The organism is Lentilitoribacter sp. Alg239-R112 (assembly GCF_900537175.1).
GTDB lineage: Bacteria > Pseudomonadota > Alphaproteobacteria > Rhizobiales > Rhizobiaceae > Lentilitoribacter.
This window is the reverse complement of record NZ_LS999834.1, coordinates 310,962-328,605: the sequence shown is the minus strand read 5'-3', so window position 1 is coordinate 328,605 and position 17,644 is coordinate 310,962. Positions and strand designations below refer to the sequence as shown.

Genomic DNA, 17,644 nt, shown 5'->3' with positions numbered 1-17,644 from the left:
GCTCACGCCATGTTTTGTAATTCAGCCGTATAAGAGGCCTGAACATCAATGTATGCTTCCTGACGCGCAACGCTCCAGTATTTGAGCTCATCTACAGGTATCCTTTCACCCGTAATAGCGCATACTACATAACTACCTTGAATTATGACCTGAAAGTCTGCGTCTAGATATCTGATCTTTGCGATATCTGATTTTTCAAATTGGTTCATGTGATCTCCAAGGCGCTCTTTGCTCTAAATGCATATTAGTCAGCTGATGTAACTTAATAATACTCTACTATAATCAATGCAACTTCTTCCTTATACTCAACGTCTGGAGAATAGTTTCTCAATATCATCGAGACCCAATTCAATGTAGGTTGGGCGCCCATGGTTGCATTGCCCAGAACCGGGTGTTTGCTCCATTTGTCTCAAGAGCGCGTTCATTTCATCTGCCTGCATCCGGCGGCCAGAACGTACCGAACTATGGCATGCCATAGTGGATGCGACCGCTTCTAACCTTTGTGCAAGACCAGACATATCATCCCATTCGGCAACCTCATCGCTAAGTTGTTTGATAAGGCCACTTGCATCTATCTCACCCAGGATTGCCGGTGTTTCTCGAACTGCGATTGCGCCTGGTCCAAAGCGTTCAATATATAGGCCCAATGATTTGAAATCTTCTGATAATTCAATAAGTCGATCACATTCATCTTCACTAAGATCAACAATCTGCGGTATGAGCAAGACTTGGGTTTTAATAGCATCACCATAAAGCGCCTTCTTCATACGTTCATATACAATTCGCTCATGAGCGGCATGTTGATCGATGATAATCATCCCATTTTCTGTTTGTGAAAGAATATAGTTTTCGTGAATTTGCGCACGTGCTGCTCCGAGACGAAAAGTTATCGCTACGTCGTTGTTTTCAACTGTATCCATGCGGGCAGATGGCTGTTGAGCAATGTCAAATTGGCTCTGCTGAGTTTCACCAAAACCATCTTGCAATGGTCGGCTGGGTGATGCTTTATGAGACCAATCAGCGGCTGTATAAGGTGCTGCTGTATAAGCAGCCCTGTTGTCAGATGAAAATGTGTCCGCTCGGAATGTGTTCTTTAAATCTTCGGTTGCAGTTGTTGATGAGCGGTCACCTTCATCACCTAATGCTTGGCGAATGGCGCCAATAATGAGACCTCTGACCAGTTGAGGATCGCGAAAACGCACATCAGCTTTAGCCGGATGAACGTTAACATCGACAAGCGCTGGATCCAATTTAATGAACAGAACGGCGACGGGGTAGCGCCCGCGAGGTAAGCGGTCTGAGTAAGCACCCCTCAAAGCAGAAAGAACCAACTTGTCTTGGATAGGTCGACCATTCACATAGGCAAATTGATGAAGTGAATTTCCGCGATTAAATGTTGGTACGCCAACATACCCTGCTAGTTCAATGTGCTCTCGCTCAGCGTCTATCTCAATTGTATTCTGTGAGAAATCTCTCCCCAATATTTGAGCGATGCGTGCAAGATTGTCATTTCCGGCGGATTTGAATTCTAAGGTCGAACGATCTGGGCCGGATAACACAAAATGGATATTGGGAAATGCAATTGCAATCCGGCGCAAGGTGTCCGAGATCGCTGTATTTTCTGCTCTATCCGTTTTCATGAATTTCAAGCGTGCAGGTGTCGCGAAAAAAAGGTCCCGCACCTCGACAATGGTTCCAAGATTTGCCGCCTTCGGTTTGACGTCGGATATTTGCCCACCAATCACTTCAATTTCGTGACCATTGCTTGCAACTTTTGTCCGACTGACAATTTTCAATTTGGCTACCGAACCAATTGACGGTAATGCTTCTCCGCGAAAGCCTAAAGATTTGATCTCGTCAAGACGTTCGGTGACCTTTGATGTGCAGTGGCGTTCAATTGCCAGTCTCAGGTCTTGTTCATTCATGCCATGACCGTTATCAATGACGCGCAATAGTGCTTTCCCGCCCGAAGCCGTTGCAATTTCGATACGTGTTGCGCCAGCATCTATCGCATTTTCGACCAACTCTTTTATCACGCTTGCTGGTCGTTCAACAACTTCCCCAGCAGCGATTTGATTGACCATTGTGTCGGATAATCTGCGAATATTCATATCAAATTGTATCTTATGTAAAATTATTGATGTGCAAACTATATCTGATTCTTTAGAAAGCAATCAGAACATATCTGGCTTGAGAATTGTAATATGGATGAAATATCTTCAATAAACAGACTTGAGCAATTGTTTCTAGAGGGTGTTTCTTTTGCAAATCCTTTAAATTGTGTTCCGGCGTGGTTACCAAACATCTTTGCCTTTGTTGGAAATACAGTTGGTATTGGCGGTAGCGAAGATAATTGTGGTGCTTTTGATTTATTCGATACTCTTCATCGTCCCAAAAACTGGTCTTTCGGCTACTAGTATGCTGGAAAACAACGAGTCTTGCAATTTTTTCTAAACTCAAAAACCTATACAGAACTGGCTCAATTCTAACCTATATCAACGATTTACGTCATATCAGTTTACTATCTTATTATCGATTTTAACCCTCTAAATCATGGATTAACGATAGGATAAAATTAACATTTATATTTTAAAAGCTTAGTAGAGTAGTATTCTGGATAATGCTCTGAAACGATTGAGAGTTTTTAAGTTTCATGGATTTGAATGCCCAAAATGCAGATGTCCACAGAGATGAACGATCCCGTTTTACGGATTCGCTCACGGGTTTGGGCAACAGGTGGCGATTAACTGATAAAATCGCAAGACTTGTTGACGAACGAGCACAAGATCCTGCGCCATTCACTGTTGGTATTATGAACATTGATGGTTTTAAGCCGATCAACGACCTCTTTGGTCATGCTGCCGGAGATGAAATTCTCTGTCAAATTGCTCACCGTCTAAAAAATTGTCTACCTGCTGGCGCAACATGTGCACGGCTGGAGGGGGATGAATTTGGCTTCTTGCTTCCATTGGTTTTCGATCAGGATAGTGCAACAAAACTTGGCAAAGTTCTCGCCGAAGTCCTCTCAGCACCTTATGACTTAGGTGAACGAAACGTTCGATTGTCCTCTTCTTTTGGCTTTTCTATTTATCCATTTGCTGGTGAAGATAATAATACGCTTATGGAAAGTGCAGATACTGCACTTTATCGTTCTAAGCGCCGGGGCCGCAATCAGATCACTGTATATTCAGAGGAAATAGCAGAGCAAATTAAACGTGGCACATTGATTGAGCAAGCATTACGCCGTGCCATTAACAGTGATGAAGTCGAGGTTCATTTCCAACCCATTGTAAATTTGAGTACTAAGATGCCGGTTGGTTTTGAAGCTCTCGCACGCTGGACAGACCGTGAGTTGGGGTTTGTGCCGCCAGATATCTTCATTCCCCTAGCCGAAGAACGCGGGTTTATTGATCAATTAACAGAGGTGCTTTTGCGGAAAGCATCAAAAGTTGCTCAAACATGGCCTGAAGGCATGTTCTTATCATTCAATCTATCATCGGCCCAATTAGTTGATCCTACAACGGCATCAAGCATTATCGCGATTTTGGGCAAGGCCGGTATTGATACACGCGCTGTTGAGATGGAAATAACTGAAACAGCGATAATGAGTGATCCTGAAATTGCTAACAAGATTATGAATGAACTGCGTGATGCAAGAATTGGCATCTCGCTTGATGATTTTGGAACTGGTCAATCAAGTCTTGGTAGATTGCGCGACTTTGCTTTTGATAAGGTCAAAATTGATCGTGCATTTGTCAATGAGATTACGACTGATAAACCCACAGAACATATTGTAAAGGCTATTCTAGCCATGTGCCAAGGGCTTGATCTCGCAGCGGTTGCTGAAGGGATTGAGACTGAAGAACAAGCTGAAATGTTAAATGATATGGGCTGCGGATATGGGCAAGGTTATTTCTTTGGTCGGCCAATTAACGCAAAAGATACATGTGCTTATCTCGAGAGTTTAGGGGTTCTTCCGCGCGGAACAACAATAGCTTTTCCATACTAAGTTATCTGAGTATTCCATATGCGAGTAGTGTATCATTAACTCTTCCATACTCTTGAATACGTGAAATTTTATCCTCAAATAAGGACCAGTCATCGCTCTGCGTAATTGAAGCCCAAATTGCCTCAACTTCGTCAATAATTAGCGTTTGCGCTAATCTTCCTCTTTGCATGAGTTCGCTGCACAAAACATCGTTTGCATCGGAAATAAGTTCGCGTTCGCGAATGGCCTCGATAAGCGGCATAAAACTGCTCTGATGATAGAAGTCTTTTTGTGGACTGGCTTCTAGTCGCTCGGCTTGCGCACCGCAAGTAAGATCAAAAAAGCACTGCTCATAACCAGCTTCGCTATCTCTAAGAGTTTGATAAAATTGCGCAACAATTGGATCTGTATCACTCAATGTTTGTGCAATGCCAAGACGGGCAAGGGTTTGCCTTTGAAGTTGTGTTTCGAAAGTTTCTGAAAACTTGGAGAGTGCTTGTTTTAGGTCTTCAAGCGCGCAAAGAGGTAAAAGACATTCTGCTAATCGAGCCAAGTTCCAATAAAGTGCATCGGGCTGCCGACCAAATGCATATAATCTGGAATGGTCGAAGTAAGCTGCGGTGAATTCAGGGTCAAGGTGTGGCAGGAAACGCCACGGTCCATAATCAAAACTCTCACCTGCTATCGTAATATTATCGGTATTTAGAACACCATGAACAAAACCGGCGGCAAACCATTCAGCGCCCAGTTTGGCAACCTGCTCGACAACAGAAGAAAAGAAAGCTAGCGGTGGGTTATGATGTTCATTTGCATGTGGAAAATAATGCTCGTTCGAGTAACTTACAAGTTGTTCAATGGCGGCATGATCTTCAAGGAACAGTTGTCGTTGGAATGTGCCAATGCGAATGTGACTATGATTTAGGCGAGTTAATACGCTCGATCGGGTAGGGGATGGTTCGTCATTGCGCTCAAGTTTTTCATTAGTTTCTACGAGACTAAAACTCTTGGATGTGTAGACACCAAGCGCTGTGAGCAGTTCCGTTGCCAGCACTTCTCGCACGCCGCCTTTGAGTGTTAGGCGCCCATCTCCTGATCTTGACCAAGGCGTTTGACCGGAACCTTTGGTTCCTAAATCAAGTAAACGATTTTCATTATCTTTAACTTGGGCGAATAAAAATCCGCGCCCATCGCCAAGTTCATGATTGTAGTTGCGAAATTGATGGCCATGATAACGGAGCGCTAATGGTCGCGATAGGTTGTGCTCAAGTGGCTCGAACCTGCTAAAGTGCGAAATCCACTCGTCATTAGCAAGCGTATCGAGCCCAATTGTTTCAGCGGCAGTTTGATTTCGATATCTGAGAATCGTATCTGGAAAATTTGCTGGTTTCACTTCGTCATAGAATTTTTCACCCAGTTTAAGATGAAGTGGAGCTGGCTGATAGTTTTGTGGGTGAACTGGCATGATTTGGCAACTTAATTAGGGGCAATATATGAGATATATCATCCAATCTTAATCAGCTCGAGTGGTAAATGGGAAAACCCACTCTCATTAATGCAAAAAGGCGCCCAGTAATTGAACGCCTTTATCGTGCTAACGGTTAAATGGTGGTTAGACAAAACGATTTATCAAGTTCTCCAAATATTCTTGTCTACCTGATTTTGGTTCTGGATTGACATCGGCTTGCTCGACATACGATGCAATGTCGTCCAGACTATATTCGCCTTGAAGCATTTTTTGTGCTTCTTCACCATTCCAATTGGAATAGCGTTCAGCGACAATTTGGTCGTAAGTGCCATCTTCAATGATCGCTGCCGCGGCCTTTAGGCCGCGAGCGCAGATATCCATGCCTCCAATATGCCCATGCAGTAAATCTTCTGCATCAATTGATTGGCGCCTAAGTTTTGCATCAAAGTTAGTACCACCTGTTTTCAGGCCGCCATCTTTCAGGATGTGATAGTAGGCAAGTGCGACTTCTGGCACATTGTTCGGAAATTGGTCTGTATCCCAGCCAGATTGGTAGTCGTTACGGTTCATATCTATGGAGCCTAAAATACCCAAGCTAGCGGCTGTCGCAATCTCATGTTCAAAAGAATGACCAGCGAGTATTGCATGACCTTGTTCCAGATTTAACTTTACTTCTTTCTCCAATCCATGCCGTTTTAAAAAGCCGTAACAAGTCGCGGCATCATAGTCATATTGGTGCTTGCTTGGCTCTTGTGGCTTTGGTTCAACTAAAATCGAGCCTTTAAACCCGATCTTATGCTTATATTCAACGACCATGTTGAGCATCCGGCCCATTTGCGCATCTTCCTGCGCGAGATTTGTATTCAGCAGAGTTTCATAACCTTCGCGGCCACCCCATAGGACGTAGTTTTCACCACCCAGTTTATGTGTTGCATCCATACATGATTTGATGGTCGCCGCAGAATAGGCAAATACATCCGGATCGGGATTTGTGCTTGCACCAGACATGAAACGTTTATGGGAAAATAGATTTGCGGTACCCCAAAGAAGTCTGATGCCAGTTTCTTCTTGTTTATGAGCAAAGATATCAGTGATTTCTTCTAAGTTTCGCCTGCTTTGAGCAAAATTATCTCCCTCTGGGCGGATATCAGCGTCATGGAAGCAATAATATGGTGCGCCCAATATTTGAAACATTTCAAATGCAATATCAGCTTTAATTTTGGATTTGCCCATATTGTCTTGCGGATACCAAGGACGATTAAATGTTCGTCCCCCAAATGGATCGCCACCTTCCCAGGCAAATGAATGCCAGTATGCTACGGCAAAACGAAGATGATCTTCCATGCGTTTTCCCATGATCACTTCATCAGGATTATAATGGCGGAAGGCTAATGGGTTATCTGAACCTGGTCCTTCATATTTAATCGTGCCGATGTCATTAAAAAATCCAGTACTCATTAGTGCTCCTTTATGCGCTCAATTGTATATCCATTGCGAATTACAAAGATGCCTAAATGCAATTATTCTATTTCAAGATTGATTTCAGAGAATAGATGTTTCATTTAATTTAACCCTTAAAGTATTGCATGGTTCTTTATTAACGTCAATCATTATTGTCTGTGATACAGCTGGCACTATCGCTGAATAAAAAAATATGATCTTTATGAAACATGCGGAAAAGTTAGGATTTGAATTTGAAAACAAACCTGTATCTGTCTGATGATGTGCGAAAGCAAAACCGTCTTCGTGTTCTCTCCCAATTTCGTAAAGTTGGCCAAGTTTCGCGTACTGAACTTGGAAAACAAACTGAACTTAGTCCGGGAACAGTGACAAATGTTACGACCGGGCTTTTGTCCGAAAATGTTATTCAAGCAGCTGATAATGATGTAAATTCTACTCAATCTCATGGTCGGCCTCGGGTTCAACTCGGCCTCAATCCTAATTACGGGTGTGTCATTGCCGGGTCGCTCAATTTTAATGGCCTAAAGCTTGATGTCATTGATTATTCGGGGCGCAAGATCGTACGTATTGATGAGCCGATTAAATTTGGGAAATCTGATGCAAAAAACCTTGGTAAAAAGATCTACTCTTTGGTCGAAGGTTTAGCGTTAGCTCGAAAACCCGACATATATGTTATCGGTGTTCAAGGGCTGACCAGCAATGATGGACAAGACATATTATGGTCGCCAATCTTGGACGATGCGGGCAATGGATTTGCATCCATTTTATCTGAACTTAGCAATGCGAAAGTGATCGTGGCCAATGATTGTGCTATGATTGCACAAAGTCTTTCGAAGACTTCAAATGAGGAACATCCATCCTTCGCAGCAGTTCTGATGTCTTACGGTATTGGCATAGGACTATATATTGACGGCCAACCGTTTCACGGAATTAAATCTTCCGCCTCCGAACTTGGCCATATATCCTATCGACGAGAGGATGGTGCACTTTGTCGTTGCGGAAAGCATGGATGTGTCGAAGCATATGCGAGTGATTATGCAATATGGCGGATGGCAAATGAGAAGGGTAGTAGCTTTCTTCCTGAGTTTGAAATAAAAGCCTCGGACATTTCAGATATAGTGGCAAAAGCCCGATTAGATGACGGACCAGAACGTCGGGCAATCAAACAAGCTGGTCGTGCCTTAGGATATGGACTTGCAACTATGTTTAGTTTTTTCGACCCATTTCCGGTGACCTTCGTTGGTCGCGGAGCACAGGCACTCGACCTTATGGAAGATGATATACGGCACTCTCTTTCAGAGAATTTCAGATTTCAAAAGGATATAAATGTTCCATTTTCACAAGACCTTGATGCCCAACAACATATCGAAAACGGATGTGCAATCGTCGCTTTGGAACTTATGGACCAAAGTGCTGCTTTCGAAGTGATTAAGGTGTAGTTTAAAATTGGCAAATTATCGTTCAGAGAATGATGCGCCAAATGATTTGAGAACAGGTTTGAGCATATATCTCATGAGTGATTTTGATCCGGTTTTAATTTTGGCATCAACAACCATACCTGCATGAAGGAAACGTTTCGTTTGCTTCTCGCCAACGAAATTATCATCCAAACTAATGATTGCTTTATAATATGCATCACCACGTTCGGTCACAAAAGTAGACGGAGATAACACCGTGATTTGTCCGTTGGCAATTCCAAAGATACTGGGATCAAATGTCGAGATGCTGATCTCAGCTGTGTCACCAGGTTTTATGTGACCTATATCATAGGGATCAACTTTAACTTCAGCGACAATCTTTCGTTCTTGAGGAACAATCTTTGCTACAAGTTCTCCGGGGCTGACGACTTCACCTTTCGTTTTCTGTGCAAGTTCCTGCACATATCCGTCTATAGGTGATTTAATAATTAAACGCTCGTTTCGATCAACCTGCTTGGTGAGCTGCGAGCGGGACTGAGAAAGTTCGGATAGAATTTGAGTTTGCTCTTCCAAAAATAACTTCTTATCTTGAGCAATTTTACTTTCCATAACGCGTTCTGCTTCCACCGATTGCAATGTGGCAACATCTCGCTGACTTTTGGCGGCATCAAGGCTTTGTGAGAGGCGTTCTAGATTAGACTTAGAGTCCAGATATTCCTGGCGAGATATATGTCCGGCCCGCAACAATTCTTCAAGGCTATTGTTGCGCTCTTGTTCTATTTCAAGTTGACGCTGAAGACTTATGATATCATTTTCAAATGATGAAATTTCAAGCGTTTTCAATGCGACATTGGTTTTAAGGCTTGCAAGCTCTTTCTCGATAAATGTCGCGCGCGCCTCGTGCGCAATGCGTTCTTTCGCGACAAGATCCGGATAATCATCGCCAACCTTACCAAAGTCTAACTCTTGTCGATCAAGAAGGGCCTCAAGTGATTTTAATTTAAGTTCAAGACTTACACTTTGAATCTCAATTTGATTAAAGTCCGCATTTGTCGATATGGGGTTTAGTTCAAGTATTGTATCCCCAGCTCTAATTTTTTGTCCTTCTTTCATCATCACTTTATCGACGATACCGCCCTCACGATGCTCTATGGAGCTGATCCTGTCAGTGGGAATGATTTCACCATTCGCAACCACCAATTCATCTATTGGAGCGAAGATAGACCAGATGATTGCAGCTAGAACGATCAAACAAATGAAGTTAGCCCGCCGGCCCATGACTGCGATTGATTTATCATCGTCAAGTTCGGCAGGTAGAATAAAATGGTTTCCCGAGACTTGGTCTCTGTTACTCAACGCATCTATTCCTATTTCTACTTAAAATTGCAAAAATGAGCTTGCAAACTTGTTTCCATAAAGCCTCAGGACTGATCATTACGAGTCCACCCCGATACCGTATGTGTTATGTCTTATCGTTATAATGCCATTAACGTTAAAATTCAGCTAAATTTGTCTGATAAATCAACCAGCTTTTGTAGTTTGTGCTGCTTTAAGAATTTGTGGTACAATTTTTTCAGGATCAGCATCTGCAAGCAATTGTCCTTCTTTAAGCAAGAGTACCCGATCTGCCAGATACATATGGCTGGGGCGCTGTGTCGCAAGAATAACTGTGGCAGTCTTTTGAAGTGTCTTTAATGCTTCCATGAAGCTTTTGTCTGCTTGCGGATCGAGATCGCTGCCAGGGTCATCGAACATATAGATCGAGTTGTTGGTAAGGTAAGCTCTTGCAAGAGAAAGTTGGCTGCTGAAACTTTTTGTAAGTTGTCGCTGCAAGGTCGCATTAAGCCGTGTCTCAATACCCTCAGGTAGTTGTTCAACGATCTCCCTTGCACCTGCAAGGTCTAAAGCCCGCTCCAATTCAGCCAATGTTGCAACTGGATTTGCAAACATCAAATTCTGCGCAATCGTGCCATGAAAAAAATCCGCTTCTTGTGAAACATAACCAATTGCACGACGATACTGATAAGAATCGATTTGTCGAAGGTTGAGCCCATCTACGCCGACCACCCCGGTTTGCGGTGTGTAAAGGCCAGCCATTAGTTTTAACAGTACCGTTTTTCCAGAACCAGAATCACCGGTTATGGCAATGAACTCCCGAGGCGCAATATTTATAGAGAAGTTAAAAATACTCGGACTATGGGCACCTTGGTGACGAAAGCCAACTTTATCCATCGTAATCTGACCGGTAAAGTTGCGTAATATATTTGGGCGCTTGCTTTCGACACGTTCCGATTTCAGACGCATTAAATTATTGATTTGTTTAAAGGTTCCTAGCGTTGCATTTATGCGACCAATACCCAAAAATACAGTTTGAATTGGCGATAGAAGACGCCAAATAAGTGTTACAAGCGCAATAAGCGCACCAGCTGAAAGAGTACCCTCAATCACCTTCCCCGCACCCAGACCAATTGTCAGGATACCCGTAACCATCACAAGCAACTGAGATAGGTTTTGTAACAAGGCTTGAAATTGTTGCGCCTTAAATTGTGCGACTAGTGACTTCGCTGATAATTCGTTCTCTCGTTCCATCCACACATGTTCAGAATTATTATCCATCACTGTTTCGTGCTTCTCAATGGTTTCTACAACAAAGTTCCGATGGTTCTTCTTGTGGTTTCCGGAAATTTTCATAAAACGTGTACCAAGTGGCATCAAGGCAATCGCTGTCACAATATAAAAGCATAATAATGCTAACGATAAGAAGCCTAAATTGCCTCCGATGATGAAGATTGCTGCAAGAAATACGACAATAAATGGGGCATCTAAAATCGCACTGCCCAAATGTCCCATAAAGATATCGCGAATTCCCACGAATTGTTTAAACCTGGAAAGCTGCTCACTTGATCTAGCGCCTTCACTCATCAAAATGGGGAGACTCAGGACTTGTTTAAATGCTGCTAAGGTGACTAATCCCTGAACGCGCGCGCCGAGGTAAGCTATTGTTTGTGAACGAATCTGACGAAGAACTAAGCTTAATGAAATGGCAAGTAACAAACAGCCAATAAATGTGACTAGAGTTGGAAAGGATTTGTTCCCAATCACCTTGTCGTAAACCATCATAATGTAAAATGGTACGCCAAAATCTAACAGGTTTATGGCGAAGGTTAGAGCAAATAGTCGAAGGAACAGGCTCTTAAAGCTCGATAAAAGAGATTGAAACCAACCAAACTTGGAATCATCGCTATTTGCTTCAACAGGATCAAACTTCTCTATAACATAGAGAGTAAGCTGTTCATTGGCTATATCTTTATAAGCAAACTTTTGTTCTTTTCCGTTATAAACAAGCAGCTTTCCATTATCAGCAATATCAATGAGAATTTGTACATCCTCATTGTTCTCTCCGATCATGAGTGCAGGTAATTGGCCCTGCTTCACTTTATGAGATAAGATCTGCTTTTTTTGGGTTTTGTAGTTCAGGCGAACCAGTAGACTGCGCAAATCTTCAACGGTATGGAGTGTATCAAAGTGAGGCATCACCTCCTTTAATTGTCGTGTTGATCCAACCCATTCCAACAGTTTTAGAAGTGGATCAATACAGGCCGCCGCAGCACTTAGATCTTCGTCTTTTTTGTCCTTGCGATCATAAGCATTGTAAATTTTTTGAAGAGAATGCTGAATGACATTGGCACCCTCCAGCAGGGTGTTTGTATTTAATTTTCGTTCAACAGTTTCTTTCTCTTCATTCATGCTGATTTCACCTGATCAGTTTTGACAGCCTGTTGTTTAGCCCATTCGTCAGGAAGAAGATTACCATTCTCAAGTTTGAACCTTTGATCTGAGATTTTTAAGAAAGAAGGGCGACTGCTGAAATACACAGCGGTCATCTTACCTTTAAGTGTCAACAAACCTTCTGTCAGAAGTTTATCCGACCGCATGTCCACTGAACTATTTGCACCATCAAATATGAGCAATGTTGGTTTCCGCATGAGCGTTCTTGCAATTTTAATGCGTTGAAGAAATCCCGGTGAAAGGACCGAGGTCGAGCCAGCACTTAGGACCGTGTCATAGCCGTTTGGCAGTTTGAAAACATCATTTTCGAGGCCAATGGTACGGGCAGCTTCGCGTGCATTATCGATAAGGTTTCCGCTACCAAACATGGTTATATTATCGATAATGGTGCCTTCAAATATTTCTGATTTTGCTGATACAAATCCAACCTGTTCGCTGATGCCAAATTCGTCCCATTGCTTCGAAGAATAACCATCAAGGAATACACTTCCGCTGGTCGGGTCGTTGTAACCTCTTAATATATTTACAAGTTCTGTTCGCTCTGCTTTTTCTTGACAATGAATACCAATAAATTCACCAGCTTTTACATTGAGTGAAATTGGTAATCGCTTGTTTGAACAGTCACCTTTTGTGAGCGTGATGTTACGTGCACTTAGTGAGCCGGAAATTGACTTGGGATCGTTAGTTTTAGTCGTCGTCGTTTCCTGTTCGCTGCTCTGAAATACATCGCATCTCGATTTTGCAAGTTTAACATTTTGCAGCTCGTGAAACAGGGTTAACGCCTTTGCAAATGGTTGAACCATACGACCAGTTAGTAAGGAGCAGCATGCAAGAGCTGCCATGCTCATATCGCCGTTGATAACGCGAACCGCGCCGAAGGAGACGACGCAGATCATCATCATATTTGAAAACAATGTGCCCTGCGTTTGCAGTTTGTTCGTGCTGATAATTGCATTGTAACTTGAGTAAGTTGATGTTTTTTGTAACATCTCGAACCTACGAAGAAGTTGGCTTTCGACCGCGAGGCTTTTTACCGTTTGGATATTGGCAAAGCTTTCCAGTAAGAATTCATTTTGTCGATTATCTTGTTGCGAACGATTGTCGAGAAATTTTTGCACCTCATTACCTTGTAAGTAACTAAAGATGCCAAATGCGATTATCAGGGCAATGGGGACGAGAACCAAAATTCCGCCAACCATTGCAACCACGCCCAAGAATATGAATGCCATTGGGATATCTATCAGGATGATACGGTTTTGGCTTCCCTGAAAAGAGCTATATTCAGCAATTGCATCAAATCCATCGAGCCATTTTGACATAGCCGTTGCTTTGTCATCTGACTTTGAGAGCATTCGGTTCATCGCCATTTGCTGGGCTCTATGGCCATTTTTAAGTGCGGCCCAACCTAATATATATGACCTTAGCGTGCGTAATAATGTATCGATAACTACTGCGCCTAGAAGACCAAAAATCAACCAGAATAGTGTTGTAGTAGATTGGTTTGGCAGAATGCGATCATAGACTTGGAAAATCGCTAGTGGCATCGCTAAACCCATAAGATTTGCTACAAAGGATACAATAATAATTTGTTTTGTTAATGGCGTCTGCGCAGTCTTCAAAATCTTGTTATCTTCAATAGAAGGCATGATCCGACCTCCATCCATTCCTGGATGTTTCTTTTGAAAAAAAATTTCTCAGGTCGTGGCCTACTTTGTTCATTTCATCATTAGCCAAATCATATTCTGTTGAGAGAATTAAGATTTATATTCAAAATCTTAGCATAGTATTAACCATCCAAAGGTTGCCGGAAGCTTAATTTTCAACATTCTTTGCTGGATTTCATTAGAGTGATCACTTGTAGAGTCTTTTTGTTAACCTTTTGCTCAATTTAGGGAAACTTGTAGTCACCCAATCAATCTTTTGAAAACCTTTTTGCTTATTATGGCCCCCAACATGCTGCAGGAGCTATTATGAGCAAGACTGAAACAGGCGCTGGAAACACTGGTACTCCGGTAAAAAAGAGTAAAACAGATACCGAAAATCTGGATTTGGGAAACGAAGCACCCATTGATAGAATCGAAGTTGTTTTGCCCGGTGGTGATGAACTACATCAAAAAAATGTCGATCTTGTCACTGAAAATTCAGAAAAAGAAGTTAATTCTGACTTGGAAAACAATGGCTCCAGTTCAAATCAAGCTGCAAGTCATGAAGTTTTTAATCCTGAGGATGTGAACTTTGAGACTGACCTAGCGTCCAGTGAAGATAACAGCAGTTCAGATATAAGTGGGAATGAGAATTCTAGAGCAAGCTCCTCGCAAGTGAATCAAACTCAATTTCAGGAAGCGCCAAAGATTGAAATATCAACCGCTGAAATTGAGCAGAACGGTTCAAACCGTGAGGGTGTTCCGGGCGTTGCTTCTCTGAATCAGCAGGAAGCAACTGTAGACGTTGCACCAGTGGATGAGCCAGCCATTGAGAGTGGCGGTGAAGCCGTAGATAACAATTCTGCACCCCAAGATATTTCCGTCTCAGATACAAGCATTGAAGAAAATTCTGCTGCCGGAACCATTGTCGCGACACTTTCAACAACAGATTCTGATGTAGGGGATAGTTTTTCTTATACATTGCTTTCAGATGTGTCGAATAATTTTGAAATTGTGGGTAATGAAATTCGCGTGAAATCTGGTGCCAATTTAGATTACGAAAATGAACTATCGCATGAACTCATAATTCAGGTCACAGATTCTGCAGGAAATACTTATTCAGAATCAGTCGTGATTGATGTCGCCAACATTAATGAATTTTCCACCTCAACGGTCACCGATAGCAATGGTAGTGCAAACAATATTGATGAGAATGCCTCTGCGGGTTCTGTGGTTGGGATTACGGCTGTTGCGACAGATGGTGATGCGACAGACAATGTCAGCTATTCGCTGTCTGATGATGCAGGTGGATTGTTTACCATTGATGCCAATACCGGTGTTGTGACGACCACAGGGTCTTTGGATGCGGAAAGTGCGAGTTCACATAATATTACCGTTGTTGCGACCTCAGATGATGGATCGACGTCTAATGAGACSTTYACGATTGGTGTGAATGATGTGAACGAGACATCGATCACAGCGATCAGTGACACAGATGGGTCTGGTAATAGTGTTGCTGAAAACGCCTCCATGGGCTCCGTGGTTGGTGTGACGGCGTTTGCCTCTGATGCGGATGCGAGCGATCATGTGAGTTATTCATTATCGTCCAACCCGGGCGGGTTCTTTGCCATTGATGCCAATACGGGTGTGGTGACTGTGGCCTCTGGCCTTGATTATGAAACAGATACATCTCACACGATCCAGGTGACAGCGACCTCAACAGATGGCACAACATCTGTGCAGGACTTCACCATCCAAGTCGATGATGTCAATGAAGGCCCAACCGATATGACCTTTGACGGTAATGCTGGATTGGATATAGGAGTATCAAATACAATCGGCGCCGGTTCAGTTATTGGCGGTGTCGATTCTGTTATCGATGTTGATTCTGGTGAAACGTTTACGTTTGCTTTGACAGACGATGCTGGCGGCAAATTTGAAATCGACACAAACACTGGTGATATCAAGTTGGTTGCGGAACATGACGCATCTTCGACTTACAACGATACCATTGACGTTCAAGTCACGGATAGTGGTGGCAATACCTATACAGAAACCGTTGGAATTCAGTTAGGCACTGATGGTGCTGAAACTCTCACAGGCACATCAAATACTGATATTATGCATGGGTTTGGTGGTCAGGATACATTGAATGGGGGGGATGGCGATGATGTGCTTATCGCTGGAGATGCCGATGGAATGGCAACAACTGGCTCCAACCTCATAACGAACGGTGGATTTGAGAATACCTCTTCGGGTTGGACGTTGAATTCTGGTCCGGGTTTTCAGTTTTATGCCGATGGCCAAAGAAGCGTCAATACTACTGAGGGTAACTACTATCTTGATATGGATGAGGCTCCTGGAAACATTGATATTGAGCAGGCATTATCTGGTTTGTCGACAGGTACATCATATCAATTAAGTTTTGATACAGCTGCAACGGGTGGATATGACGCGAGTGTGGAGGTCTACTGGAACGGAGAACTAATTGACACAATAACTTCAGGTACAACGACAATGTCTTCCAATTCCTTCACCGTTGTTGGCGGGTCGGGCGATGGTAGTAATACTATTCAGTTTGTTGAGGTTGGCAATGTTGACTATGGTGGAACAGCACTGGATAATGTTCAACTGTTTGAAATGACACCGGCCATTGGTGACACCCTGAATGGTGGAGATGGTAATGATATTCTCATAAGTGGAAGCGGAGCTGATACTTTTGACGGCGGGGCCGGAACAGATACAGTCGATTATTCAAATGCGACTGCGGGTGTTGATGTGGCTTTTCAAGATACAGATGGTCCCGGTTCTGGCGGTGTGATGCAAAATGTAGCTGCAGGCGGACATGGTGGCGAAGCCGATGGCGATAGCTACACAAGTATTGAAGGTTTTGTCGGATCGGATCACGCCGATAATGTGTATGGCGGATCCAGTGATATGAGTTTTCAGCTAGGTGCTGGTAATGACACTTTCGACACAAGTAACAACACGGCGATCGTTGATACTGTTGATGGCGGCGCAGGTAACGACACCATTTGGGGTGGTGGTGGAAATGATATTCTAACCGGCGGAACTGGTAACGATAATCTCTATGGCGAAAGCGGAAGTGATATGTTCTTATTTTCCGAAGGTGATGGAGCTGACATCATCAGCGGCGGTGAAGGTGGCGGATGGACAGATACTATTCAATTATCAGATACTGGTGGTGATCTGGGCGAGTATGGCACGGATTGGACAGTGTCACTGACATCTGGATCGATTGATTCACAAGATGCAAACAGTCTTTCACTAAGTGATGACGCCGATGGTATCATCACGCTTGATGATGGTTCGACAATCAACTTCCTTGATATCGAGCGCATAGAATTTTGAAAGGGTAACATGAGCAGTGATTAAGCTTATGAACCTTCCGGAATAAAATTAGACTGAGCGAAACCTGAACCCAATATGAATTGGGCGCTCAAGTGTTGTTCAGTTTTTCTTCTCTATGTTGGGTTCAAGATTAATTCTTGAACTCCTTGGAGGGGACTATGACAAATATTAATTCAATCGCTAAGAACACAATTGTTGCCCTTGTAGCTTTCGCGGCTACACTTCCTTTGACGACAGCAAGCCACGCCGGTGGCTACAAAGCAGGATACCACGCTTATGTGGATGGTGTTGCTTCTTGGGATGTTTTGAACATGCGAAAATGGCCGGCTTCCTATTCACAAAAAGTAGCTGCAATCCCGGACAACGGATGGGGAATTTGGGTTGAGCGCTGTATCTATAAAGAAGACGCTAGCGATTGGTGTAAGGTCAAATATGCTGACCAGTGGGGCTGGGTGAATAAGAAATATATCACCGAATATGAATATTGATAGAGACGGAGGCGGTCGCT

12 protein-coding genes are annotated in these 17,644 nt (G+C 43.1%); 5 read left to right on the top strand and 7 right to left on the bottom strand.

Translation table 11 applies throughout. From position 1 onward, the window contains the following. Nucleotides 1-2 precede the first annotated feature (2 nt). Together G3W54_RS14885 and mutL are read right to left on the bottom strand one after the other, a co-directional pair. Nucleotides 3-209, bottom strand: a complete 207-nt coding sequence (locus tag G3W54_RS14885) for a DUF2093 domain-containing protein (RefSeq protein WP_162654064.1) — start codon at nucleotides 207-209, stop codon at nucleotides 3-5. A 96-nt stretch (nucleotides 210-305) separates the two neighbouring features. Then, nucleotides 306-2,111, bottom strand: coding sequence for a DNA mismatch repair endonuclease MutL (gene mutL, locus G3W54_RS14880; RefSeq protein ID WP_162654063.1), 1,806 nt, complete (start codon nucleotides 2,109-2,111; stop codon nucleotides 306-308). A 93-nt stretch (nucleotides 2,112-2,204) separates the two neighbouring features. Here mutL and G3W54_RS14875 point away from each other — a divergent pair, with 93 nt between their 5' ends. Then, nucleotides 2,205-2,417, top strand: coding sequence for a hypothetical protein (locus G3W54_RS14875; protein WP_162654062.1), 213 nt, complete (start codon nucleotides 2,205-2,207; stop codon nucleotides 2,415-2,417). 236 nt (nucleotides 2,418-2,653) lie between these two features. Continuing rightward, nucleotides 2,654-4,009, top strand: a complete 1,356-nt coding sequence (locus G3W54_RS14870; protein ID WP_162654061.1) for an EAL domain-containing protein — start codon at nucleotides 2,654-2,656, stop codon at nucleotides 4,007-4,009. A 1-nt stretch (nucleotide 4,010) separates the two neighbouring features. Here the strand turns inward: G3W54_RS14870 and G3W54_RS14865 are convergent, their stop codons facing one another. Both G3W54_RS14865 and xylA read right to left on the bottom strand, forming a co-directional pair. After that, complete coding sequence (locus tag G3W54_RS14865) at nucleotides 4,011-5,450, bottom strand: YdiU family protein (protein ID WP_162654060.1); 1,440 nt, start codon at nucleotides 5,448-5,450, stop codon at nucleotides 4,011-4,013. Between the two features lie 147 nt (nucleotides 5,451-5,597). Further along, nucleotides 5,598-6,911, bottom strand: a complete 1,314-nt coding sequence (gene xylA, locus G3W54_RS14860) for a xylose isomerase (RefSeq protein WP_162654059.1) — start codon at nucleotides 6,909-6,911, stop codon at nucleotides 5,598-5,600. 236 nt (nucleotides 6,912-7,147) lie between these two features. Here xylA and G3W54_RS14855 point away from each other — a divergent pair, with 236 nt between their 5' ends. Then, a complete protein-coding gene (locus G3W54_RS14855) occupies nucleotides 7,148-8,353 on the top strand; it encodes an ROK family protein (RefSeq protein ID WP_162654058.1) in 1,206 nt (401 codons plus the stop codon). A gap of 15 nt (nucleotides 8,354-8,368) precedes the next feature. Here the strand turns inward: G3W54_RS14855 and G3W54_RS14850 are convergent, their stop codons facing one another. From G3W54_RS14850 to G3W54_RS14840, 3 genes are all read right to left on the bottom strand, one after another. Further along, a complete protein-coding gene (locus G3W54_RS14850) occupies nucleotides 8,369-9,688 on the bottom strand; it encodes an HlyD family type I secretion periplasmic adaptor subunit (protein ID WP_162654057.1) in 1,320 nt (439 codons plus the stop codon). 165 nt (nucleotides 9,689-9,853) lie between these two features. Continuing rightward, complete coding sequence (locus G3W54_RS14845) at nucleotides 9,854-12,079, bottom strand: ATP-binding cassette domain-containing protein (protein ID WP_162654056.1); 2,226 nt, start codon at nucleotides 12,077-12,079, stop codon at nucleotides 9,854-9,856. Beyond that, on the bottom strand, nucleotides 12,076-13,767 hold the full coding sequence (locus G3W54_RS14840) for an ABC transporter transmembrane domain-containing protein (RefSeq protein WP_162654055.1): 1,692 nt from the start codon (nucleotides 13,765-13,767) through the stop codon (nucleotides 12,076-12,078). Before G3W54_RS14840 ends, G3W54_RS14845 begins: the two co-directional genes overlap by 4 nt. A gap of 324 nt (nucleotides 13,768-14,091) precedes the next feature. On the opposite strand from G3W54_RS14840, the gene G3W54_RS14835 reads away from it, so the two are divergent. Further along, nucleotides 14,092-17,136, top strand: coding sequence for a cadherin domain-containing protein (locus tag G3W54_RS14835; protein WP_162654054.1), 3,045 nt, complete (start codon nucleotides 14,092-14,094; stop codon nucleotides 17,134-17,136). A 158-nt stretch (nucleotides 17,137-17,294) separates the two neighbouring features. After that, nucleotides 17,295-17,624 (top strand): SH3 domain-containing protein, encoded by a 330-nt coding sequence (locus G3W54_RS14830; RefSeq protein ID WP_162654053.1) that lies wholly within the window; start codon nucleotides 17,295-17,297, stop codon nucleotides 17,622-17,624. Nucleotides 17,625-17,644: the final 20 nt, after the last annotated feature.